The organism is Acidovorax sp. ST3 (genome assembly GCF_003231145.1).
Taxonomy (GTDB): domain Bacteria; phylum Pseudomonadota; class Gammaproteobacteria; order Burkholderiales; family Burkholderiaceae_C; genus Acidovorax.
In genome coordinates this window covers 550313-573013 of record NZ_QKVP01000001.1, presented here as the reverse complement: position 1 = coordinate 573013, position 22701 = coordinate 550313, and the positions used below count along the sequence as shown (strand labels likewise).

Sequence of the window (22701 nt, the reverse complement as noted above, 5' to 3'; positions counted from 1 at the left end):
GGGTGGGGGTGTAGGGGCAAGTCAGTCGTCGGCTTCGAAGATGCTGTGCTTCTTGGCTGCGGGCTTTTTGGCAGGGGGCTTGGCGGTCTTGGCGGTAGCGCTTGTCGCGCGCGTACCTGTTGCTGCGACTTTCTTGGCAGTAGCTGGCCGGGCTTTGGCGGCATCCCTTTTTTTCTTGGGCAGTGACGCCTTGGCGTGCGGGTTGTAGGCCAGTGCTTCGTCGATCCAGAAGCTCCACTGCGCCCGAGTGGAAAAGCCGTTGGGCTCCACCCAGAAGTAGCCCTTCATCCCACCGCCCGGAGAGAGTTCGCGCGTGTTCTGCATCTCCTGCAACTCGCCGTGCCGCTCCGGCGGCAAACGCACCAGCAGCTCTTCGCCCTTGACGGCGACGCACATCTTGCCGTCCACGAAGAAGGCGTGCGTTCCAAACAGGGCACGCTCCTCCACATCGCTGCGGTGCGCGAGCGCAGTGCGCACGGCGTCGATCAGGTGCAGGGTTTCGTCAGACAGCGGGCGGGCGGGCATGGTGAGAGCAAAAAATGCCGGTAGCGCTAGTGGAATACGCCTGAATAGCTATGAATTTTGTAGCTACCGGATGGCCTCGGTGGCATCCCCATCCAGCATGCGCCGCGCAATGATCACGCGCATGATTTCGTTGGTGCCTTCCAGGATCTGGTGCACGCGTGCGTCGCGCAGCAGGCGCTCCAGCGGGTATTCGCGGATGTAGCCGTAGCCGCCGTGCAGTTGAAGGGCATCGTTGATGACGGTGAAGCCCGCGTCGGTGGCAAAACGCTTGGCCATGGCGCAGTAGGTGGATGCGTCGCGTGCCCCAGCGTCCAGCTTGCTGGCGGCCAGGCGCACCATCTGGCGCGCGGCCACGAGTTCGGTCGCCATGTCGGCCAGCTTGAACTGCAGCGCTTGGAAGCTGGCGATGGGTTTGCCGAACTGCTTGCGGTCTTGCATGTACTGCTGGGCGGCGTTGAGCGCGCCTTGGGCCGCGCCCACCGAGCAGGTGGCGATGTTGATGCGGCCGCCGTCCAGGCCCTTCATCGCGATCTTGAAGCCTTCGCCTTCGCGGCCCAGCAGGTTTTCGGCAGGGATGCGCACGTTGTCAAAGCTGATGGTGCGCGTGGGCTGGCTGTTCCAGCCCATCTTCTGTTCCTTCTTGCCGTAGCTGATGCCGGGTGTGTCGGCGGGCACGGCAAAGGCGCTGATGCCGCTGGCGCCCGATTGCGCATCGCCCGTGCGGGCCATGAGCACCAGCACGTCGGTGCTGCCTGCGCCGCTGATGAAGGCCTTGCTGCCGTTGATGACGTATTCGTTGCCCGCCAGCTCGGCGCGGGTCTTGAGCGAGGCGGCGTCGGAGCCCGCGCCGGGCTCGGTCAGGCAGTAGCTGGCGAGCTTTTCGCCAGTGGTGAGCAGCGGGCCCCAGTGGTCGCGCACGGCGGGTGTGGCCCAGGTGCCCAGCATCCAGGTGGCCATGTTGTGGATGGTGATGAAGGCGGTGGTGCTGGGGTCCACGGCCGCCATTTCTTCAAAGACCAGGGTGGCGTCCAGCCGGGGCAGGGCGAGGCCACCGGCGGCTTCGGGCGCGTACAGGCCACAAAAGCCCAGCTCGCCCGCCTTGACGATGGCTTCTTTGGGGAAGATGCCTTCTTCGTCCCAGTGCGCGGCGTGGGGTGCCAGCTCTGCCTGGGCAAAGTCGCGCGCAGTCTGGGCAAAGGCGCGTTGTTCTTCGGTGAGTTCAAAGTCCATGGTGTTCTGTCTCTTGGCTTTTTGTTGTTCTGGGGGCCTTGCTCAGGGCTTGGCGGACGGGTGGTCCAGCGTCAGCCAGCGCATCAGGCCTTTGCGGCGCGCCTGGGTTTCGGCCGTGAGGCACTCGTGGTACAGGCGCGGCCATTGGGGTTGTGATTCATTGCTGCGCTGGGCCTGCTTGCAGCGCGTGGTGCGCTCGCGCTGCCAGGCGGTGTGCTCCTGCCGCAGCTGGGGCCGCTCGTGGGCCGACAGCGCGCGCATCACGTCGCCGTAGAGGACGGCGATCTCCGTATCGGCCGCCTGGAAGGCTTGCACGGCGCAGGCGTTGGTTTCTTCCACGGTACCACCGGGCTTGCAGGCCGCACCAGCCTGAGAGTGGGCATCGGCACTCATCAGCATCACGCAAACAGCACCGAGGCTGAAGACCATTGCCAATACCCGCTTCTTCGTCTTGAAAAATTGCATTCCCCTCTTTTACCATCGACCACAGTGGTCATGACTGGCGCGGCCCAAAGCCAGTGCCACCGTGCAAGGGCCGCCCCGCCGCACGGGTGGCGTCCCCCTTCCGCATCGCGCAGCGATGCAGAGAAAGGGGGAAGCGGCGCAGCCGCTCAGGGGGTTACTTCAGACTAATCGTCGTGTTCACACCATGCGAGATGGTGCTGTCATCAAACCAGCGCGCCGTCACGGTCTTGGTCTGCGTGTAGAACAGCACGACCTGCTTGCCGTAGGGCCCCAGGTCGCCCAGCTTGGAAGCGCGCGAGCCCGAGAACGAGAACAGCGGCACTGGCACAGGGATTGGCACGTTGATGCCGACCTGGCCCACGTCGATCTCTTCCTGGAACTTGCGCGCCGCCGCACCCGACTGGGTGAAGATGGCGGTGCCGTTGCCGTTGGGGTTGCTGTTGATGAACTCGATGGCTTCGTCAATGTCGGCAGCGGCCGACAGGCACAGCACGGGGCCAAAGATTTCCTGGTCGTAGATGGCCATGCCGGGTTTGACGCCGCTGAACACCGTGGGACCCACAAAGTTGCCCTTTTCGTAGCCGGCCACCTGGGGCTTGCGGCCGTCCAGTTCCAGCTTGGCGCCGTCGGCAATGCCACGCTCGATCAGGCCTTCCACACGCGACAGCGCGGCACACGACACGACCGGGCCCACGTCGGTGCCCTTTTCCACACCAGCGCTCACCTTGAGCGTCTTGGCCTTCTCGACCAGCTCGGGAATCCACTTTTGTGCCTCGCCCACCAGCACCACCACCGACAGCGCCATGCAGCGCTGACCTGCAGCGCCAAAGGCGGCACCGGCCAGGGCGTTCAGGGTTTGTTCCTTGTTGGCATCGGGCATCACGATGGCGTGGTTCTTGGCACCCATCATGCATTGCACGCGCTTGCCGTTCAGGCTGGCGCGGTTGTACACGTGCGTGCCCACCTTGGTGGAGCCCACAAAGCTGATGGCCTTGATGTCCTTGTGGTCGCAGATGGCGTTCACGGCCATTTCGCCGCCGTGCACCACGTTCAGCACGCCAGGGGGGATGCCGGCTTCGAGCGCCAGTTCGCACAGGCGCATGGTCACCATGGGGTCTTGCTCGGAGGGCTTGAGCACGAAGGTGTTGCCCGTGGCAATCGCCATGGGGAACATCCACAGCGGGATCATGGCGGGGAAGTTGAAGGGGGTGATGCCTGCGCATACGCCCAGGGGCTGCAGCAGGGTGTAGGTGTCCACGCCGCCGGCCACGTTGTTGGCCAGCTCGCCCAGTTGCAGGTTGCCGATGCTGGCAGCGTGTTCGACCACTTCGAGGCCACGGAACACGTCGCCTTCGGCGTCCGGCAGGGTCTTGCCCTGTTCGGCCGTGAGGATGGCGGCCAACTCGGCCATGTTTTCGCGGATGAGCTGCTGGTATTTGAGGAAGATGCGGGCGCGGGTGCCGATGGGGGTCTTCTTCCAGGTTTTGAACGCTTCCTTGGCCGAGGCCACGGCGGCATTGATTTCGTCCTGCGTGGCAAAGGGCACGCGGGCCAGCACCTCTTGCGTGGCTGGGTTCACCACATCGCGCCATTCGGTGGTCTTGGATTCGACGAACTGGCCGCCGATCAACAGCTTGACGGTGGGGGCCAGCACGGCCTGGGAAGTAGGTGCGTTCATGGGTGTGTGTCTCCTGGAAAAAATGCGTGCAGGGGTGCGGCAAGGTGCCTCGAACTGCGCCATGTTAGCTGTGCGAAATTGCTGGTGCAATAGAGAAAATTGCACTTTGTTTTTGCATATTTGCACATCGCCAACCTGCTTGCGCTGGCCTCACGGCACAGCGCCCGCCCGGGGCCTTGCCCGCATATACGGTGCAAGGCCCCAGGCGGGCGCGAGAGTCATTCGGCAGGTTGTGCAGGCGCAGTGCCCCTGGCCGTCATTCCAGGCTGATATTGGCTTTCTGGATCAGTAGCTTGTACTGCTCGGACTTGACTCCGGCCTGGCGCTGGATTTCTTCGACCGACCACGACAGGGGCTCGAACGCAAAGGTGTTGAATTTCTCGCGCACCTCGGGTTCTTGCAGCACCTTCAGCACATCAGCGTGGATCTGGGCGCGCACCGGTGCAGGAACGCCTTTGACGGCCAGCAGGGACACGAACGAGTTCACATCCACCTGCGCGGGGCCACCGGCCTCGGCCAGGGTGGGCACGTCGGGCAGTTGCGCAATGCGGCGTGGGCCCGCCACGGCCAGGTAGCGGATCTTGCCGGCCTTGTAGATGCCCTGGCTGGAGGGAATGCTGGCCAGGCTCCAGGCCGGGTCGCCATTGGCAACCGAGGTGAACAGTTGGCTGACCTCGCGGAACGGCACATGGGTCATTTGTGTGCCGTCCACCAGGTCCAGCCACTCACCGCCCAGGTGGCCGGGGCTGCCCACGCCCCACGAGCCGTAGCTCACCGCGCCCTGGCCCTTCTTGGCAGCCGCAATCAGGTCGCCCATGTTCTTCCAGGGGGACTGCGTGGGCACCGCAACCAGGAACGGTGTGCGGAACAGCGGCGCCACCGGGTCGAAGACCTGTAACGTCTGGAAGTTGCGTTGCTTGTAGAGGTGGGGCAGGGCGGACAGGTGTTCGCTGTCCAGCTGCAGCAGGGTGTGTCCGTCGGGGGCGCCGCGGCGCGCGGCTTCGATGGCGATGAAGCCGCCGCCGCCGGGGCGGTTGTCCACCGTCACGCTTTGCTTCCAAGCCACCGACAGCTTGTTGGCCACCAGGCGCAGCACCGCATCGGGGCCGCTGCCGACGGCGAAGGCGGTGACCACGGTGACCGGCTTGTTGGGAAAGGCGGGCGCGCTGCCCTGGGCCCAGGCCAGGCCGGTGGCGCTGGCGCCGCCCAGCAGCAGTGCTGCGGTGGTGAGCGCACGGCGGCGCAGGCCGCGCTGCGGGGCCAGGGTGGCATGGTGGTGGGGCGCCGAAGTGGCGGATGGGAAGGCGGGCATGGTTTGTCTCCTGGTTGTAGTGATGAATGCGGGTGTGACGGTGGTGTCTGCGGTGCCGTGGCAGCGTCAGGCGTCTGGCTGAGCCGCAGGGGCGGCGCTGGCAAAGGCGGGCAGCTCGGCGCAGGCGGCGTCCACCGCGCGGATGAGCGGCCAGGCGGCCATGTCCACGCCAAAGCGGCGGGCGCTTTCGACCTGCGGAATCAGGTACACATCGGCCAGGCTGGGCGTGCCGCCATAGCAGTAGCTGCCGCGCGTGGTGTCTTGGGCCAACAGGGCTTCGATGGCGTCAAAACCGGCGGTGATCCAGGTGGCGCACCAGGCGTTGATGGCGGCCTCGTCCGCGCCGAACTGCTTGCGCAGGGTTTGCAGGATGCGGCGGTTGTTGATGGGGTGCACATCGCAGCCCACGATGGCAGCCAGTGCGCGCACCTGGGCGCGGGCCAGTGGGTCGGCAGGCAGCAGTGGGGGCGTGGGATAGCGCTCTTCCAGCCATTCAATGATGGCGGGTGACTGGATCAGCACCTGGCCGTTGTCGATCTCCAGCGCAGGCACCAGGCCTTGCGGGTTGATGGCCTTGAACATTGCCTGTGCCTGCTCGTCCACGCGCAGGTCCACGGGCACGTAGTCGGGCGTGAGGCCCTTGAGGTGGAGTGCGATGCGCAGGCGGTGCGAGGTGCCGCTGCGGAAAAAGCTGTAGAGCTTCATGGGGCGGTCCTCGGTTTATGCGGGTTGGCCCACGGTCAGCGCGATTTCGCCCACTCCCTCCACGCGGCCGGTGATGTGGTCGCCGGGCACCACGGCGCCCACGCCTTCGGGCGTGCCGGTGTAGATCAGGTCGCCGGGCTGCAGGTGGTAGAACAGCGAGAGGTCAGCAATGATCTCGCGGATGTTCCAGATCAGCTTGTCCACGTTGGACTGCTGCTTGACCGCGCCGTTGATCGACAGCTCGATCACGCCGGACTCGATCACCTGGCCTGGCATGGGCACGACCTCGCTGGCCACGGAGGATTGCTCCACGTCCTTGCCCAGGTCCCAGGGGCGGCCCTTGTCGCGCGCCACCAGTTGCAGGTCGCGGCGGGTCATGTCGAGGCCGCAGGCGTAGCCGTAGATGTACTCATGCGCCTGCTCGGCCGGGATGCGGAACCCGGCCTTGCCAATCGCCACGACCAGTTCCATCTCGAAGTGGTAGTTCTGCGTCTCGGGCGGGTAGGCCACTGTGGCGCCTGATTCGGTCAGCGTCTGGGGCGCCTTGGTGAAGTAGAAGGGGCGCTCCACGCTTTTGTCCACGGGGCGGCCCATTTCGACGGCGTGCGCGTGGTAGTTGCGGCCCACAAAGAACAGGCGGTGGATGGGCAGGCGCTGCGCGCTGCCGCGCACTGGCAGCGATTGAACAGGCGGTGGGGTCCAGAGGTAAGAGGTAGCAGTCATCGGGGCTTCCGGTCAAAGAGGAGTACAGGGCCCACCCGCGTGGGCGGGCAGACGCTGCAAGGAATGAATGGGGCGGGGTTGTTGTCAGGCAGGCTCGATTTGTTCGCGCCAGGCATGCACGGCCTCAAAAATCGGTGTGTCGCTGAAGCGGAACAGATCCAGCGAGGGCTGGCCGGCATCGCACTGGGCCGTGAAGGGTTGCCAGGACGGCACCACAAACATGTCCCCACGGCGCACCTGCCACTGGTGGTCTCCCACCTTCACGGTGCCCTGGCCGTCAAACACCTGGAACACGGACGAACCCACCTCGCGGCGCGTGCGGGTGGTGGCGCCGCTGCGCACGCGGTGCATCTCGCAGCGGATGGTGGGCAGCACGTCGCGGCCATTGGTGGGGTTGGTGTAACGCACTGCGGCGTGGCCGGGGCTCAGCGTGGCGGGGTGGCCCTCGGCTTCCAGCGCCAGTTGTTCGTTGAGGGCCTTGTCGGTGTCCACCCACCGGTACGCCAGCATGGGTGTGACGGGCTGGTCCTGCAGTTGCGACACCGGGCGCAGGCCTGGATGCGCCCACAGGCGCTCGGAGCGCGAGAGCGCCGGCGTGATGCGCTCTGCCGGGCTGATGGCGTCGCGCCCCACCTCGAAGAACTGGGACTCGGTGTAGTAGGCGAACGGAATGTCCAGCCCGTCGATCCAGGCCATGGGCTTGTCGGCCGCGTTGTGGTGGGCGTGCCAGTTCCACCCGCCCTGGGGCAGGAAGTCGCCGCGCGACATGCGCACCGAGTCGCCATTGACCACGGTCCACACCCCTTCGCCCTCCACGATGAAGCGGAACGCGTGCTGTGTATGGCGGTGTTCGGGCGCGTCTTCGCCCGGCATCAGGTACTGGATGGCCGCCCACAGCGTGGGTGTGGCAAATGGTCTGCCGCCCAGGGATGGGTTGGCCAGGGCGATGGCCCGGCGCTCGCCCCCGCGCCCCACGGGCACGATGCGACCGGCTTCATCGGCCAGTGGCACCAGCCGGTCCCACCGCCACAGGTGGGCGCTGGCCTTGCTCTGCGGATGGGGGGGCATCAGGTCGCCGATCTGCGTCCACAGCGGCACCAGCATTTCCTGCTCAAAGCCGCGGTACAGCTGCTCCAGCGCGGGGGTGGGCTCGGGCTGGCCGTGGGCCGCCACGGCGGTCAGGCGAACGGGGGACGGTACGGGATCCATCGCGCTCATGGGAATTCCTTGGGTTGAATGTGGGGGAGGGGGGAAGATCGATGGGGCAGGGCGCCCGGCTGGCTCAGTCGGCCAGGCAGTTGTCGACCTTCCAGCCATACAGCCACTCCATCGCGTCGTAAAAGCGCTCGGGGCTGCGGCCCTTCCAGAGGTCGTTGCGCACCAGGCGCTCCACGCCCTGGGCGTGAAAGATGCGGCCCATTTCGCGTGCCGACAGCACCACGCGTGCCGTGCGGGCAATGCGGGAGCGCTCGTACAGCGACAGCGCCTGGGGGAAGTCGTGTTGGCAGCGCTTGAGAGCCTCGCCCAGCGTCACCGCGTCTTCCAGCGCCATGCAGGCGCCCTGGGCCAGGTACTGCAGGGTGGGGTGGGCGGCATCGCCCAGCAAGGTGGCACGGCCAAACGTCCACTGGCCGATGGGCTCGCGGTCGGCGGTGGCCCAGCGTTTCCAGCTCTTGGGCATGTCGATCAGCTGGTGGGCGCGCGGGCAGCAGTCGCGGTAGTAGCTCTGCACCTCTTCGCGGCTGCCCTCGCGCACGCCCCATTCTTCCTGCTCGCGGCTGTGGAAGGTCACGACCACGTTGTACTGCTCGCCGCCACGCAGCGGGTAGTGCACCAGGTGGTAGTTGGGGCCGACCCAGATGCTTGCGGCGTTCCAGCGCAGGTCTTCGGGGAAGTCGTTCTTTTCCACCACGGCGCGGTACACCACATGGCCCGACACGCGGGCAGCATCGCCGACGTATTGCTGGCGCACGACGGACTTCACGCCATCCGCACCAATCAGGGCCTGGCCCTGGTGTGCCACGCCGTGCTGGTCGTACACCGTGACGGTGTCGCCGGTTTGTTCCACGCGCTCGATGCGCGTGCCGGTCAGTGTCTCGATGTTGCCGTGCGCTTTGGCCCCTTCCAACAACGAGGTGTGGATGTCCGCGCGGTGGATTACGGCGTACGGGTTGCCAAAGCGCTGGCGAAAAGCCTCGCCCGTGGGGATGCGGCCGATCAGGCGTTCGTCCAGCGCGTCGTGCATCACCATTTCGTCGGTGTAGACCGCGCGGGCCCGTGCCAGCTCGCCAATGCCCAGGGCGTCAAACGCGGCAAAGGCGTTGGGGCCCAGCTGGATGCCCGCGCCGATCTCGCCGAGCTGCGGGGCCTGCTCCAGCACCTTGACCGCATAGCCCTGGCGCGCCAGGGCCAGGGCCGCCGCCACGCCGCCGATGCCACCGCCAGCGACCAGGACGGGTGCTGTGGGAGTGTTCAAAACTGTCATTGCCGCTGTCTCGATCCGTTGTGCCACTGACGTGGATCAATAAGTCGTGTACATATCAAAAGTACACTGATAATTAGTGTAGGACCTAAAATGATCCGCATCAAGATCGGTAGAAACCCTAGATTCATGTCCGTAGAGATCGACAACCTTCCCGGTTTCCATATCCGTCGCCTGCAGCAGATTGCGGTGGCCGTGTTTCTGGAGGAGACCCAGGCCACGGGCATCACCCCTGTGCAATACGCCGCGCTGTATGCCGTGGGGCGCGAGCCCGGCATCGACCAGCGCACGCTGGCGCGCACCATTGGTTTTGACACTTCCACCATTGGCAGCGTGATTGACCGGCTGGAGTCGCGCGGGCTGATGCAGCGCAACGCCCACCCTGAAGACCGGCGCGTGCGGCTGCTGACCCTCACGCCCGAAGGCCAGCGTGTGCTGGAAGAGGTGGAGCCCGGCATGCTGCGTGCGCAGGAGCGCATGCTCGAACCCCTGGCGCCCGAGCAGCGCGCGGTGTTCATGGACATGCTGCGCACGCTGGTGCGGGGCAACAACGCGCTCAGCCGGGCGCCCAGCGAGCCGCTGGACGGACGTGCTGCACGGCGCGCCCGGTGACGCCATGGACTGGGACAACCTGCGCTACTTTCTGGAACTGGCCCGCGCCGGCACGCTGGTAGGGGCCGCGCGCCGCCTGGCCGTAGACCACACCACGGTGGCGCGCCGCCTGCAGGCGCTCGAAAAGCAGGTGGGCTCTGCCTTGTTTGCGCGCGAGGCCGGCGGCCACCGGCTGACCGAGGCCGGGCGCGCACTGCTGCCCCAGGTCGAGGCCATGGAGGCCGCCTTTCTGGCTGTGGAAAACGCCACACCCGGCGTGCGCCAGGGCTTGCACGGCCTGGTGCGCATTGGCACCACCGAGGGCTTCGGCAACCTGATCCTGGCGCCGCAGCTGGCCCGGTTTGCGCTGGACCACCCTGGCCTGGTGGTGGACCTGCTGGCGCTGCCCCGGCTGGTGCACCTGTCGCGCCGCGAGGCGGACATCGTCATCTCGCTGGAACGGCCGGCGCGCGGTGCGGTGGTGGTTGTCAAGCTCACCGACTACGTGCTGCAACTGTATGGAGCGCGCAGCTACCTGCAGCGCCATGCCCCCATCCACACGCCCGACGACCTGCGGGGCCACACCTTTATCAGCTACGTGGACGACCTGCTGTTCAGCAAGGAGCTGCAAATCCTGGACGAGCTGCACCGCCCCGCGCACTTCGCGCTGCGCAGCACCAGCATCCTGGCCCAGTACGAAGCCGCCCGCGTGGGGGCGGGGCTGGCCGTGCTGCCCGCCTTTGTGGCGGCGCAAGACCCGTCGCTGGTGCCCGTGCTGCCCGGGGTGGCACGGTTTCAGCGCACCTTCTGGATGTCCATGCCCGGCGACAACAAGCACGTGGCCCGTATGCAGGCCACGTGGGCGTTTTTGCGCGAAGCGGTGGCGGCGCAGCAAGGGTTGCTATTGCCGCCTGCGGATGGACAGTGAACTGCTTTTGCTACTGTATTAATAGCTGTTTGCGCTTTGAATATAAGCACTACAGGCCATTTTGGATTGATATCGGAGGGGAAAAGATGGCAGTGAAGAACCCATCGGGATCTGAGTCTTGAACCCCATGCCGCATCCCAGCCCGTTTCAAGTGCGTCAACGCGCAGCGGCGCTGATCCAGAGCGAAGGCCGCGTGCTGCTGCACCGGGTGGTGGGCGACACTTTCTGGGCGTTGCCCGGCGGTGGCATCGAGGCGGGGGAGACTGCGGCACAAGCCCTGGTCCGTGAACTGCAGGAAGAGCTGGGCCAGCTCGTGGAGCCCGGCGCGCTGGCCTGCGTGGTGGAAAACTTCTTCACGTACGCTGGCACCGCGTACCACGAGATCGGGCTGTATCTGCACGCTACTCCGTTGCCCGGAAGCCTGTTGTTGTCGCGCCCGGGGGCCTATGCGGGCGTCGAAGGTTCGCGCGCGCTGGAGTTTGCGTGGTTCGGGCCGGACGAGCTGGAGGGCATTGATGTGCGGCCTGCATTTCTGGCGGCGCACCTGCGGCACTGGCTGGTGCACGGAAGAGCTGAGGTCGCCCACATCATTCACCGCGACCCGGGCTTCTGAAGCCGCCCCGTTGGGGCTGAGATATTCAATCTTTGAGGGCTGCGCTGCGCCATGGTGGACGCTGTGCGGCGTTTTGATAAGGTCAGCGCCTGGCATTTTTCGCTGGAAAATCCTGTGACTCCTTCAGAACTGCAAACCTACCTGCACCAACACATTCCCCTGTACCAAGCCATGCAGGTGACCGTGGTGGAGGCATCGCTGCAGCAAGTGGTGCTGAGCGCGCCCCTGGCACCCACTATCAACCACCGCTAGACCGTGTTTGGGGGCAGTGCCTCGGCGATGGCCATTCTGGCGGCCTGGTCCATGCTGCACCTGGGGCTCAAGGCCGAGGGGCTGGGCAGCCGGCTGGTGATCCAGCGCAACACCATGGACTACCTCATGCCGATTGACGGCAGCTTCACGGCCGTGGCGCTGGCGCCAGCCGCCCGGCTATGGCAGCCCTTTGCGCGCATGCTGCAACGCAAGGGCATCGGACGCATCATGCAGGGGGCTGTATTGCACTGCGAAGGGCAGTGCGCCGGGCAACTGCAGGGTGAATTTGTCGCCTTCGGGCCTGATTATCAGCAGGACAGATGAGCGACAGAGCTGCAGAGACTATGGGGCTGCTCAGTAAGCGATTGCTTGAAGGGATTGCTGCCATTTCTCCCTTGGTATCAGACCTTCTTAGGTGTTTTGCGATGGTGCGGCGAGCGCAGGGTGTGTGCAAAAGCAAAACGTGACAAGTGATAAATCTTTGGGTAAAACCGCAGCTTCAAATTGTTAACTTTCACTCTCGGTTTCACATTTGATGCCTTATGCCGCTGATGTGATTCGGCGTTGGTTTTCACGTTAATTTTCTGAATGGCACCACAGAAATCTGCCACCTCAGGGCGGCTCGCAGGCCTTGGAGCAACAACTCCTGATCAGGTCTGGGCGCTTAGCTCGAGGCCACGCGGGCCTCTGACACCCACGTTGCTTGCTAGGCGGCTGCTGTGTTCGCACCTCGCGTCGGGTCCTATGGCGTGGTCGGAATAGTCCGGGCGGCTGAACAGAGTGCGGTGTACTTCGCCTGTAGCATGTTTCTTTAGCCTAGGCTGTATGCCTCGCAAAAGTTGCCTTGCTCTCTGATTAGTTAGCACACTTTTGCTCAAAAAACGAATCAAAAAGGGAAAACTATGGGGAGTCCATCCACCAACACATTCCGCGAAATTCTCTTCGTGGACGGCCGCGTGCAAGACGCTGTAACTTTGCTTCACGGCCTCCAGCCGGGTACCGAAGTGGTTTATCTGCATGCCGATGAAGATGGACTGGCACAGATGCGTGCAGCCTTGGGAGAGCGCGGCGACGTAGCGGCTGTGCACGTGGTGGCCCATGGCAGCGCTGGCCAATTGTGGCTAGGAAACACCCTGCTGAATCAGGCGACGCTGGAACGCCCCGACACCCAGGCTGCGCTGGCGGCCTTGGGCAAAGGGCTCACAGCCGATGGCGACATGCTGGTTTATGCCTGCGACCTTTCGCGGGGAGAGGTAGGGCTGGAGTTTGTGCGCACCCTGGCGGGACTGACAGACGCCGATGTCGCGGCATCCACCGATTTGACAGGGTCTACGCGCTTGGGAGGCAATTGGACTCTGGAGACCCAGGTGGGGACCATCGAGGCCCTTCCGGTTTTTGATGCTTCCGCCGTTGTGCACTACAACAGCCTGCTGGCCATCAACTACGAGAACTTCGACAGCGCCGGCTTGGTCGACGTCGCCTCCACCAGCGTATCCATCCATGGCTGGACCTTTACAGCTGCGGGTGCTTCCAGCCGCATGGTCACGCCCAACCAGAGCGAATGGACAACTTCGATCAACACCGACGGCGGGGGCTCTGATCGTTCCTTCATTTGGAACTTCGATGGCGATGCTCTGAGCAATTTCGTCATGAAGTCCACGGACGGCACGGACTTCCAGCTGAATTCCTTCGTCCTCGGCAGCTCGGGGCTGAGCGCCTCCTCGGTCACGATCAGCGCCTACCGCAATGGCTCGCTGGTCGTGTCCGGCGAAGTGGTCAATCTGACCAGCAGCGACAGCGCCGGGCACATCAGCTTTTCGGCCAACACGGACGTCGGGGCGGGCCCCTGGGGACAGCTTACTTTCGACAGCAGCTTCAGCAGCGTCGACGAGATCCGCTTCTCCTGGAGCGGTGCCTCCACGCCGGAGATCGACGACATCAACGTCTCGCCCGCGACGCCCTCTATCGACAGCGCCAGCTATGACGCCGGCACCGGCGTGCTGTCGGTGACCGGGAGCGCCATGGGCGTCGGGGACGCCATCGACGCCAGCAAGCTCACGCTGACCGGGCAGGGCGGCCAGAGTTATACGCTCACCTCGCCCAACACGACGAGTAGCAGCAGCTCGGCCTTCAGCATTACCCTGAATGCGGCGGACAAGCTGGCGGTCAACGGCCTGCTCAACCGCAATGGCACCTCGGCCGTCAGCGGCACCGTCTTCAACCTGGCCGCCGCGGCCAACTGGGACAGCACGGCCAGCGCGTCGTCCGACCTGACCGGCAACGGCGTGACGGTAAGCAACGTCACCGCCCCCGCCCTCACTTCGGCTACCTACGACGCCAGCACCCATGTGCTGACCGTCACCGGCACCAACTTGGTTGGCAGCATCGGCGCCAACAACGACATCACGGTCTCCAAGCTGATGTTGACCGGCGACGGCGGTGTCACGCGCACGCTGACCTCGTCCAATGTCGAGGTCACCAGCGCGACTTCCTTCTCCATCACGCTCAATGCGGCGGACCAGGCTGCCATCGAGCCCGCCTTCAACCGCAACGGCACAACGTCGACCGGCGGCAGCACCTACAACCTGACCGCCGCAGACGACTGGAACAGCGTCGTCGCCGACACCAACACCTCGGACACCACCAACCCCGTCACGGTCGGCAACGTCTCCGTGCCCGCCATCACCGGGGCCACCTACAACGCGACGACCGGCGCACTGGCAGTGAGCGGCACGGGCTTCAAGTCCCTGGTCTGGGCCAACAACGACATTGTTGCCAACAAGTTCGTGCTGACGGGCGAGGGCGGCGCGACCTACACGCTGACGGATACGGCCAATGTCGACATCAGCTCGAGCACCAGCTTCACCTTGACGCTCAGCGCCACCGACAAGGCGGCCGTCAATGCTCTGCTCAATCAGAATGGGTCGACCTCGGTGGACAGCACGGTTTACAACCTCGGTGCCGGCGAGGACTGGAATGCCGGCGCCGACCCGGCGGTCGTGATCGCCGACACCATGGGCAACGGCATCGGGGTGAGCGGATTCAGCAGTGCGCCGCAGATGGGCAACCTCGGCGGCGACACGGTTGCCTGGGCCGGCGTGGGCAATACCGTTGTGCTGGATGTCTTCGGCAATGCCATAGTTCTGGATGCCGAGTTCTCCGCCCTCAACGGGGGGCACGGCGACTGGGCAGGCGCCAGCCTTACGGTGCAGCGCCAGGGTGCGGCCTGGTCCGCCGACAGCTTCGGCTTCAATGCTGCGGGCTTCACGGTCAGCGGCGGCAATCTGCAGTCCGGCGGCCAGACCTTCGCGACTTTCTCCAACTCGGGTGGCGTGCTCAACATAAACTTCAACAGTTCCGGTACGGCGGCGACAAGCTTGCTGGTCCAGTCGGTGCTCCGCAGCATCACCTACCGCAACGACACGCCAGCAGGTAACGAGACGGTGCGCTTCACGCTCTCTGATGGTGCGGGGAGTGCGACCGCGGATGTCACGGTTGCGAGCAGCAATGTCTATGTAACCAATACCACCGATAGTGCTTTGGTCGATGTGAGCGATGGCGTGAGCTTTAGCGAAGCGGTGGCCATTGCCAATAGCCAGACGGGATCGGACACGTTGCTGCTGTCCAGCGGCTTCACTGGCGTGATGACACTGGCTGGTGACTTGTCGGTCACGGATAGCGTCACGGTGGATGCCACGGCGGGCAATGGTTTCAACCTGACAGGGAGCACGTTAAGCGTCAATGGCAGCAAGAACCTCACCCTTCACAACACCGCAGGGGGAACGATCACGATCTCCAGCCTGCTCGCGGGCGCCGGTACTCTGAGTAAGACGGGGGCGGGAGCCTTGGTGTTGGCCAACACTGGTAACAATGCCAGCATGAGTGGCGCGATCACCGTGAATGGTGGCACGCTACGCGTCTCCGATCCCGGGCACCTGTCCTCCGGTACCCTGACCCTGGATGGCGCCACGCTGGCCGACACGAATGCGGCTGCACAGACACTGTCCAATGCTATCGTGATCGGCAGCGCCGGGGCCACCTTCAACAAGGCCCCGAATGGCACCCTCACGCTCTCGGGCACGCTCAACAGCAGTGGCTCTATCACCAATGCCGGCGCCGCCGTGAATCACATCGGCACGGGTACGCTGACTCTGGACGGCGCCACCGTGACCACCGCTGCGGGCGCCGACCAGATCACGCTGGGCAGCGATGTGGTGATCGGCGGTAGCGGTGCAACTTTCACCGCCGCGTCCAATAACATCAACCTCAAGGGTAATGTCAGTGGATCGGGTGTCATCACCAAGAACGGCTCGACCTATTTTCTATCCCTGTACGGCAATAACTCGCAGAGCGGCACACAGACTGTCGATGCTGGCTACCTGGTCGCCAACTCGGCCACGGCTCTGGGGACGGGTCAGATCGTGCTGGCCAGCGGGGCCTCCCTGGGCTTCCTTGGTGTCGGAACCATGACCGCCACCAACGATATCGTGCTGGCCGGCAACGCCACGGTCATCAATGGCGCGGCGGGCAACTGCATCGTCACCTTCAGCGGCAACATCACCGAGAGCGGTGGGAGCCGCAACTTGGCGATCACTCCCAATCCGGGGCCTAACAGCCGGATGATCTTCACCGGGACCAACACCTACACGGGGACAAGCACCCTCAGCAGCGGGGTGGTGGAGATCAATAACGGAAGCAACTTGGGGTCGGGAGCGCTGATCTTGTCCAGCACTACCCTGCAAATCAATGGCAGCGGGGTGACGCTTAGCCAGGACGTCAACCTGATTGGCTCTTCGACTATCAGCAATGCCAATGATGTCGCCTTTTCCAGTGTGATGGCGGGGAGTGGGGCCCTTGCCAAAACGGGCGCGGGCACACTGACGCTCTCGGGCACCAACACTAACACTGGGGCCATCGCGGTGTCGGCCGGCACCCTGGCGCTCAGCGGTGGCGCGGCGGTAGCCAACAGTACGGCCGTGACGGTGGCCAGCGGCGCCACCCTGGCGCTCAATGCCAGCGAAACCATCGGTTCACTGGCCGGTGCCGGCGCGGTATCCCTGGGAGCCAGTACTCTGACCACCAGCGGCAACGCCAGCACCAGCTTCTCCGGGACCATCAGCGGTACGGGCGGTCTCGTCAAGCAGGGAAGTGGCACGCTGACGCTTTCCGGCGCGAACTTGTACAGCGGGGTGACCACGGTATCGGGGGGCACCTTGAGTGTTACAGGTGACAGTAATCTAGGCACTGGCAGCGTGATGCTGAGTGCGGGAACGACGCTGAACGTGACTTCTGCAACCACCATTGACAATGCCGTAGCAGTCAGTGGAAACGCCACCATAAACCATGTCGATGGTTTGACGTTATCAGGCAACATCAGCGGGAATGGCGGTGTCTTGGGCCTGAGTGGCACAGGCAATCTCTATTTCACGGGTACCTGCAGCTCGGAAGATTTCAGTGTGGATGTCAATGGCGGCAGCTTCTGGGTCAATGGCTTGTTGGGTTTGGCTGCAACCAAGACGGTCACGGTGAATTCGGGCGCGATCGGTGGCTCTGGCTCCCTGACTGCGGCGGGCCTGGATGTTAGGGGGACCCTGACGCCTGGCGCGTTGGCCAATAGCGCAGGAAAATTGACGCTCTCGGGCAATCTGACCCTCAACAGCGGTGCCATAAGTTGGTTTGACCTGAATGGGACCACGGCTGGAGCGAATTACGACCAGTTAGATGTAATCGGCACCGTGAACCTGATAGCGGGTACGGTTCTCACGGCGACCGTCGGCTACTCGGCAGCGGCGGGTGACAGCTTCACGGTGATTCAGAACGACAGCAACGACGCCGTGGTCGGCACCTTCAGCGGGCTGGCGGAAGGCGCCACCTTCCAGACTTTGGGTAACGTTTACACGGTACGTATCAGCTACGTCGGGGGTGACGGCAACGACGTTGTGCTGACTGTGCAGGACACGATGGCCCCCGCTTTCCAAAGCGCTGCAACCAGTGCCGACGGCAGCAAGGTCATTCTGACCTACGATGAAATCTTGTCTAACACCAGCGCGGCTATAGGTGCTTTCAGTGTTTTGGTCGGCGGTTCGGCGCGGGGGGTGACGGGCGTTGCCGTCAATGGCAACAAGGTTGAGCTGACCTTGGCTTCAGCGGTAGCGAACGGCGAGACCGTGACCGTGACCTACAACGACCCCACAGGAGGCAACGACGCAAATGCATTACAGGACACTGCCGGAAACGATGCGGCTAGCATCAGCCCTGCAGCCACCGTTACCAACAATGTTCCTGTGCCAGCGCCGGCGCCTAATCCAGCACCAACACCGCAGATAGTGGATGGCGCTACGGTCATTTCCACAACCAGCACAGGCAGCGACGGCGTCACTACCACCACACTGACAGTCACACCGGTTGCCGCCAACCGGCTGGATACAGACACTACCTCGCCGCTGGCCGACATTCCGTTGGTGTTGAGTGGCAGAGAGCCCTTGGTGATGGTGGGCCTGCCAGCTGGCCTCGGCATGACGGCTGAGGGCAGCAGCGGTGGCAACATCTCGCTGCGCCAGCAGCTCATCGACTTCGCCAAGGCTCGGAGCGGGAGCAGCTCTCCGCTCGACTCCATCATTCAAGACGGCATCGACTCATTCATCCTTGGGGTCAGCGATGCCCGCCAAGTCACAGTTCGGTCCATCACCTTCAACGGCACTGTCACCCCAAACAGCGGTCCCATCAAGATCACCGGAACTACGGGCACTGGCGAAAACGACCCGGCGCACCCCAATCGGCAAGAAGCGCTGGTCGTGGATGCTCGCCAATTACCCGCAGGCACAATCCTTCAGCTAGATAACGTGGAATTCGCCATCATCATTGGCCCCGCGAAGGTTGTAGGGGGAAGTGGCGCGAACTATGTGATTGGCGATGGAAGCTCACAGTTCATTGTGCTCGGCCCTGAAGACGACGTCCTGCACGGCGGGGCAGGTGATGATGTGGTGGGATCCAACGGTGGTGCCGACAAGCTCTATGGTGACGAGGGCAATGATTGGGTTGTGGGTGGCGTCGGCAACGACACGGTGAACGGTGGCGACGGCAACGACCTGCTGCAGGGCGGTGCTAGCGATGCAGGTCGCTGGACTTTCCAGCTTACGCCTCAAGGGCAACTCAAGATAGGCTTCACTCCCATCAGCACAACGCTGGCTGACAGCGCCGGAATCACTGTCTCGGGAGTATGGACCACGCCAAATGGCATGGGCCTCATCTCTGATTCCCGCTTTGCCTGGGTGTATGACCACTACGACACCGCCAAGGATGTTGCCCTGCTGGTCAAGGCACTGATGGACCGCCTGCCTACACTGGCTGAAATGGGCGCACTGGCCGACGGCAGCTACACCAGTGCACAGCTGGGTGAAATGGCCCATGCGCTGTGGGTTCGTACCAGCGGAGTCACTGCGCAATCGCTCGAAAGCCAGATGGTTGCCGTGATCAACCATGTGTTGGGCAGCGGTAGCGCCACCAGCTCACTGGTGAGCCAGGGAGTCAACTACCTCTTGGGCGGCGGCACTTGGTCGGACATCTGGCTGGTTCTTGCACGCTCAGCCACCAACGCCAACCGTATCACCGACGCATCCGGAAACACTCAACTGGTGGACCAGACCCTGGGTGAGACCGGCTGGGCTCCCAACTCTGGCGACGATACGCTGCTGGGGGGCGCAGGTGACGACGTACTGATAGGTGGCGGCGGCAATGATGTGCTGGATGGCGGGGCAGGCAACGACATTGCCGTCTACATGGGCGCAGTGACCGACTTTCAGGCTGCCTTGCACCGCAATGTGAGCGCAGGCACCTATGAAGTGCTGATCCGCAACAAGCTGACGGGCGATGTGGACACATTGCGTAGCATTGAAGTGCTGAAGATCGGCGACACGGCATACCAGGTTGCCGCCGGGCTGATACAGCCAGCCGACGATGTGTTCGTGGAACTGAGCAGTTACATGCAGACGACCACCCAGAACGTCACCCTTGTGGGCCTGCCGGCGCCTACGTTGCTGGTCTAAAGGCGCCTGGTAGCTTCAGGCAGCACAGCACAACCTTAGGCCCACGCTTGTCTGACTCCAGGGCTTGGCTCCGGGGGCCAAGCGTTGGGAGCGAGATATGCGCTAGAGCGCAAGCATGAAGTATTGCCAACACCGCGTGGAGTTTCGCTCGGAATTGCACTTCCGAGATCCGCGTGGTGCTATGTGCGCCGCCGGCCCAATCATTAAATCCTTGGCCGACAGTGTTTGGTGGCCGTGCCTTGGCGATGGCCATGCGGGCTGCATCGTCCATACTGCATCTTAGTTTGTCTGCCGAGGGGCAGGATGACCGTCTGGCTATTCGGTGCGACACTATGAGCTAAAGGGGCTCCGACTGACTGCTGTTTTACCGTACAGAAGTAGTAGCCAGCACAGCCTGGCTTGCTGGCTTTCATCCGCATGATCGAGGGCAAGTACGTGGGCAGAATCGCGAGGCTGCGACGCTGCATCACCAAGGCGAACAGGTGGGATCGCTCAGTGGCGAATTTGAACCATCTTGACGGTGCAGAGGTCTCCTCGTCCAACGCTAGATGGGGGCGTTACGCGTCGAAATACCGCCCTTAGCCCGTGCTGATCCGCCCTTTTTTTGAGCGGTAGACGCTTACCCTCATGGCTTTGGGTGACCTTAGGGACTCTGAACGCACGTGGTCCCGGAATCAGTGGCCTTACAGGAGTTCAAGACGATGTCCCCTCTCATTTCTGGCCTCGCATCGGTGGCGTCGATGATTTTCAATGCAGCCTCCAGCGGCGCGGGCAAGGCGTCTGTGCGGCGTGGGGGGGAGGCGGCGCCGCCCGAGCCCTCGGCTGTGGTCACGCTCAGCCCCGAGGCGCAGACGCTGGCGGGCATGGCGGGGCAGGGCGTGCTGGCCACTCAAGGGACATCTGCGGGCACGGTGAACGCCGTGGGGCGTTCATCGGGCCAGACCACAGCGGCACAGCCCGGTGGCCGTGCAGCGGGTGCGGTGTCCAAGGACGATTTCCAGGCGCTGCTCACGCGCTTTGGCGCCACCGACGACCAGAAGCAGCAGATCACCGCAGGCTTTGACGCCGACAAGGACGGCGTCATCACCCGCGATGAATTCCTCAAGAGTCTGGCGCGCACCAAGGGCCAGCAGGCAGGCAACGACCCGTTTGCGCAGGCCGTGCTGCAGGTGATGGACCGTGCGGGCAACGCCGATGGCACCGTGGCCAAGGACGAGTTTGCTGCCCTGTCGTCAGCGTTTGGCCTGGCCGAGCGGCGCACGCACACTGCTTGACCGGCCCCTCAGCACTGCAGGGTTCCGGCTCGCTCAGGTCACTTTGGGCAGCGGCAGCAACACCCAGAAGCTGCTGCCTTTGCCCGGCTCGCTCTCCACACCCAGGCTGCCGCCCATGCCCTCGACCAGGCGTTTGCACAGCGCCAACCCCAGCCCGGCGCCCTCGAAGCTGCGGGTGGTCGATCCGTCCACCTGCTCGAACAGGGTGAAGATGCGATGCTGATCGCCCGCCGCAATCCCGATGCCCTCGTCAGTGACGCGCAGACGCCATACGGTGGAGTCCGGCGTGTCCTGCTCGGTGTCCAGGGCCAGGCGGATAGCGCCTGAAGGGCTGAACTTCACGGCGTTATCCAGCAGGTTCACCAGCACTTGCTGGATCCGGTCTACATCGCCCACGTGGCGGGCCGTACTGCCCTCGCCGTCGATGGTCATGAACATTTGCAGCCCCTTTTGGCGCGCCTGCGGCTCCAGCAGCTGCAAGGCATCGGCCGCCAGCTCCGGCAGCGACAGGGGCGCGAACTGAAATGCCACCTGGCGTGTTTCCAGCGCGGCCAGGTCGATCAGGTCGTTGAGCATGCGCGTGAGTCCTGTGGCCGCATCCATCACGTTGTTCAGGATGGGCTTCAGGCGTTCGTCCTGCGTGCGGTTGCGCACCAGCTCGGTCATGCCCAGGATCAGGGTCATGGGCGTACGCAACTCGTGCCCGATGTTCGCCAGAAAGACCCGCTTGGTGTTGAGCGCGGCCTCGGCCGCCTCTTTGGCGACCGACAACGCCGCCGTTCGCTCCTTGACCCGGGCCTCCAGGTGCTCGCGCTCGGCCTGCAGTGCCTGCTCCAGCTCCCGCCGGGCGGTCACGTCGCGGCCAATGCTGTGGTAACCGGCGGGCTGGCCCGAAGCGTCGCGGTACAGGCGGCTGGACATCTCGAACCAGCGCACGCTGCCATTGGCACAGCGCATGGGCAATGTCAGCAGTTGCCGCCGCTCGCGCACAGCCTGTCGGAGTGATTCGGCTCCCTCGGGCGTCAGGGCTTTGAAGATGGACCTTCCGATAATGTCGCGGGCGGGTACGCCGCGCGCCCGTTCGTCGGCGGGGCTTACATACGCCACCGTCATGTCGGGGTTGATCCGCCAGATGACTTCTTCGGCGCCCTCGGTCAGCAAGGTGTACTGCTGGTCCCGCTCGGACAGGTGCTGGTACAGGCGCAGCGCTTCACCCACAAATACGTAGAAGCAAACACTGCTGAGCGACAGTGCCAGCGTGAAGATGATGAGTGCGTGCCGCGAGTACGGTGCACCCTGCATGCCGTTGCTACCCAGCACCAACGCCAAGGTCAGCACAGTGTAGCCAACGCCGGCGGCCCGCCCCAGAAGCAGATAGGCAGCCCCCACTCCAATCAGAAACCACACGGCGCGCAGCTCATGCCCCAGGGGTTGCCACAGGGCATAGGTGAACAGTGCCGTCCCGATCAGGGTCTGGATGAGCGCCACGGGACCATACACCTGCGGCCAGCGGCGCAGTGCCCACCACAGCGCCAACATGAAGGCGGTGCTTCCGCCCAATGCGAGGGTCCATGATCCAGGCGTGACGACCAGCCCGGTCGCGCCCACCGCCAGCAACAGCAGCTCAAAACCCACATTGGCCAGCAGGATCCCCTGTAGCAGGCGAATCTGAACCTGCCGCATGTTGCGGACGGGGGAGGCGTCAAAAGGCATGGTCTGGGGCGATGCGGTGATGCTGTGTATTTATCGTTTATATCAAATAAATGATTAAAAAGGGCAATATTATCAATTTGGTTGTCTCTTTGCTGCAAATTGATCATTTAGGCGTTTCTGGCCGAGGCTGGGTAGCCCCAAGACCTCGCGCTCCCTACAAAGCGC

At 63.9% G+C, this 22701-nt stretch carries 16 protein-coding genes and 1 pseudogene; 6 read left to right on the top strand and 11 right to left on the bottom strand.

The features are described 5' to 3' along the window. Nucleotides 1-21: 21 nt before the first annotated feature. The 9 genes from DNK89_RS02555 to DNK89_RS02515 form a co-directional block, all read right to left on the bottom strand. Nucleotides 22-525: a TfoX/Sxy family protein gene (locus DNK89_RS02555; RefSeq protein ID WP_110958769.1), complete on the bottom strand. Its 504-nt coding sequence runs from the start codon at nt 523-525 to the stop codon at nt 22-24. A 63-nt stretch (nt 526-588) separates the two neighbouring features. Then, entirely contained in the window at nt 589-1755 is a 1167-nt protein-coding gene (locus tag DNK89_RS02550) for an acyl-CoA dehydrogenase family protein (protein ID WP_110958768.1), read from the bottom strand. A 42-nt stretch (nt 1756-1797) separates the two neighbouring features. Beyond that, entirely contained in the window at nt 1798-2184 is a 387-nt protein-coding gene (locus DNK89_RS02545) for a lysozyme inhibitor LprI family protein (RefSeq protein WP_110958767.1), read from the bottom strand. A gap of 190 nt (nt 2185-2374) precedes the next feature. Further along, entirely contained in the window at nt 2375-3898 is a 1524-nt protein-coding gene (locus DNK89_RS02540; protein ID WP_060985432.1) for a CoA-acylating methylmalonate-semialdehyde dehydrogenase, read from the bottom strand. Nucleotides 3899-4154: 256 nt separating this feature from the next. Then, nucleotides 4155-5210 (bottom strand): tripartite tricarboxylate transporter substrate binding protein, encoded by a 1056-nt coding sequence (locus DNK89_RS02535; RefSeq protein ID WP_238990669.1) that lies wholly within the window; start codon nt 5208-5210, stop codon nt 4155-4157. A gap of 66 nt (nt 5211-5276) precedes the next feature. Beyond that, entirely contained in the window at nt 5277-5915 is a 639-nt protein-coding gene (maiA, locus tag DNK89_RS02530) for a maleylacetoacetate isomerase (RefSeq protein WP_110958766.1), read from the bottom strand. A gap of 15 nt (nt 5916-5930) precedes the next feature. After that, nucleotides 5931-6638, bottom strand: a complete 708-nt coding sequence (locus DNK89_RS02525) for a fumarylacetoacetate hydrolase family protein (protein WP_110958765.1) — start codon at nt 6636-6638, stop codon at nt 5931-5933. A gap of 84 nt (nt 6639-6722) precedes the next feature. Beyond that, a complete protein-coding gene (locus tag DNK89_RS02520; RefSeq protein ID WP_110958764.1) occupies nt 6723-7856 on the bottom strand; it encodes a cupin domain-containing protein in 1134 nt (377 codons plus the stop codon). Nucleotides 7857-7920: 64 nt separating this feature from the next. After that, the gene (locus DNK89_RS02515; RefSeq protein WP_110958763.1) at nt 7921-9123 is read right to left on the bottom strand and encodes a 3-hydroxybenzoate 6-monooxygenase; all 1203 of its coding nucleotides are present in this window, start codon (nt 9121-9123) and stop codon (nt 7921-7923) included. Nucleotides 9124-9249: 126 nt separating this feature from the next. On the opposite strand from DNK89_RS02515, the gene DNK89_RS02510 reads away from it, so the two are divergent. The 4 genes and pseudogenes from DNK89_RS02510 (at nt 9250) to DNK89_RS02495 (ending at nt 11828) form a co-directional block, all read left to right on the top strand. Next, nucleotides 9250-9732, top strand: a complete 483-nt coding sequence (locus DNK89_RS02510; RefSeq protein WP_110958762.1) for a MarR family winged helix-turn-helix transcriptional regulator — start codon at nt 9250-9252, stop codon at nt 9730-9732. Between the two features lie 4 nt (nt 9733-9736). Beyond that, a complete protein-coding gene (locus DNK89_RS02505; RefSeq protein ID WP_015014221.1) occupies nt 9737-10639 on the top strand; it encodes a LysR family transcriptional regulator in 903 nt (300 codons plus the stop codon). Nucleotides 10640-10766: 127 nt separating this feature from the next. Beyond that, the gene (locus DNK89_RS02500; RefSeq protein ID WP_238990668.1) at nt 10767-11252 is read left to right on the top strand and encodes an NUDIX hydrolase; all 486 of its coding nucleotides are present in this window, start codon (nt 10767-10769) and stop codon (nt 11250-11252) included. 51 nt (nt 11253-11303) lie between these two features. Further along, nucleotides 11304-11828: pseudogene (locus tag DNK89_RS02495) on the top strand (YiiD C-terminal domain-containing protein). 77 nt (nt 11829-11905) lie between these two features. On the opposite strand, the gene DNK89_RS24525 reads toward DNK89_RS02495, so the two are convergent. Then, nucleotides 11906-12079 carry a hypothetical protein gene (locus DNK89_RS24525; protein WP_203422174.1) on the bottom strand — a complete coding sequence of 58 codons (174 nt, stop codon included), beginning with the start codon at nt 12077-12079 and terminating at the stop codon, nt 11906-11908. A gap of 327 nt (nt 12080-12406) precedes the next feature. Between DNK89_RS24525 and DNK89_RS02490 the strand changes: the two genes are divergently transcribed. Further along, entirely contained in the window at nt 12407-19549 is a 7143-nt protein-coding gene (locus DNK89_RS02490; RefSeq protein WP_110958761.1) for a DUF4347 domain-containing protein, read from the top strand. Between the two features lie 701 nt (nt 19550-20250). Further along, nucleotides 20251-20823 carry an EF-hand domain-containing protein gene (locus DNK89_RS02485; RefSeq protein WP_110958760.1) on the top strand — a complete coding sequence of 191 codons (573 nt, stop codon included), beginning with the start codon at nt 20251-20253 and terminating at the stop codon, nt 20821-20823. A gap of 33 nt (nt 20824-20856) precedes the next feature. On the opposite strand, the gene DNK89_RS02480 is transcribed toward DNK89_RS02485, so the two are convergent. Next, on the bottom strand, nt 20857-22536 hold the full coding sequence (locus DNK89_RS02480; protein WP_110958759.1) for a PAS domain-containing sensor histidine kinase: 1680 nt from the start codon (nt 22534-22536) through the stop codon (nt 20857-20859). Between the last annotated feature and the right edge of the window lie 165 nt (nt 22537-22701).

What these genes read in the sequence shown, in the direction of transcription:
- DNK89_RS02555 (WP_110958769.1), bottom strand. Translation starts at nt 525, where the DNA reads ATGCCCGCCCGCCCGCTGTCTGACGAAACCCTGCACCTGATCGACGCC.
- DNK89_RS02550 (WP_110958768.1), bottom strand. Translation starts at nt 1,755, where the DNA reads ATGGACTTTGAACTCACCGAAGAACAACGCGCCTTTGCCCAGACTGCG.
- DNK89_RS02545 (WP_110958767.1), bottom strand. Translation starts at nt 2,184, where the DNA reads ATGGTCTTCAGCCTCGGTGCTGTTTGCGTGATGCTGATGAGTGCCGAT.
- DNK89_RS02540 (WP_060985432.1), bottom strand. Translation starts at nt 3,898, where the DNA reads ATGAACGCACCTACTTCCCAGGCCGTGCTGGCCCCCACCGTCAAGCTG.
- DNK89_RS02535 (WP_238990669.1), bottom strand. Translation starts at nt 5,210, where the DNA reads ATGCCCGCCTTCCCATCCGCCACTTCGGCGCCCCACCACCATGCCACC.
- maiA (WP_110958766.1), bottom strand. Translation starts at nt 5,915, where the DNA reads ATGAAGCTCTACAGCTTTTTCCGCAGCGGCACCTCGCACCGCCTGCGC.
- DNK89_RS02525 (WP_110958765.1), bottom strand. Translation starts at nt 6,638, where the DNA reads ATGACTGCTACCTCTTACCTCTGGACCCCACCGCCTGTTCAATCGCTG.
- DNK89_RS02520 (WP_110958764.1), bottom strand. Translation starts at nt 7,856, where the DNA reads ATGAGCGCGATGGATCCCGTACCGTCCCCCGTTCGCCTGACCGCCGTG.
- DNK89_RS02515 (WP_110958763.1), bottom strand. Translation starts at nt 9,123, where the DNA reads ATGACAGTTTTGAACACTCCCACAGCACCCGTCCTGGTCGCTGGCGGT.
- DNK89_RS02510 (WP_110958762.1), top strand. Translation starts at nt 9,250, where the DNA reads ATGTCCGTAGAGATCGACAACCTTCCCGGTTTCCATATCCGTCGCCTG.
- DNK89_RS02505 (WP_015014221.1), top strand. Translation starts at nt 9,737, where the DNA reads ATGGACTGGGACAACCTGCGCTACTTTCTGGAACTGGCCCGCGCCGGC.
- DNK89_RS02500 (WP_238990668.1), top strand. Translation starts at nt 10,767, where the DNA reads ATGCCGCATCCCAGCCCGTTTCAAGTGCGTCAACGCGCAGCGGCGCTG.
- DNK89_RS02490 (WP_110958761.1), top strand. Translation starts at nt 12,407, where the DNA reads ATGGGGAGTCCATCCACCAACACATTCCGCGAAATTCTCTTCGTGGAC.
- DNK89_RS02485 (WP_110958760.1), top strand. Translation starts at nt 20,251, where the DNA reads ATGTCCCCTCTCATTTCTGGCCTCGCATCGGTGGCGTCGATGATTTTC.
- DNK89_RS02480 (WP_110958759.1), bottom strand. Translation starts at nt 22,536, where the DNA reads ATGCCTTTTGACGCCTCCCCCGTCCGCAACATGCGGCAGGTTCAGATT.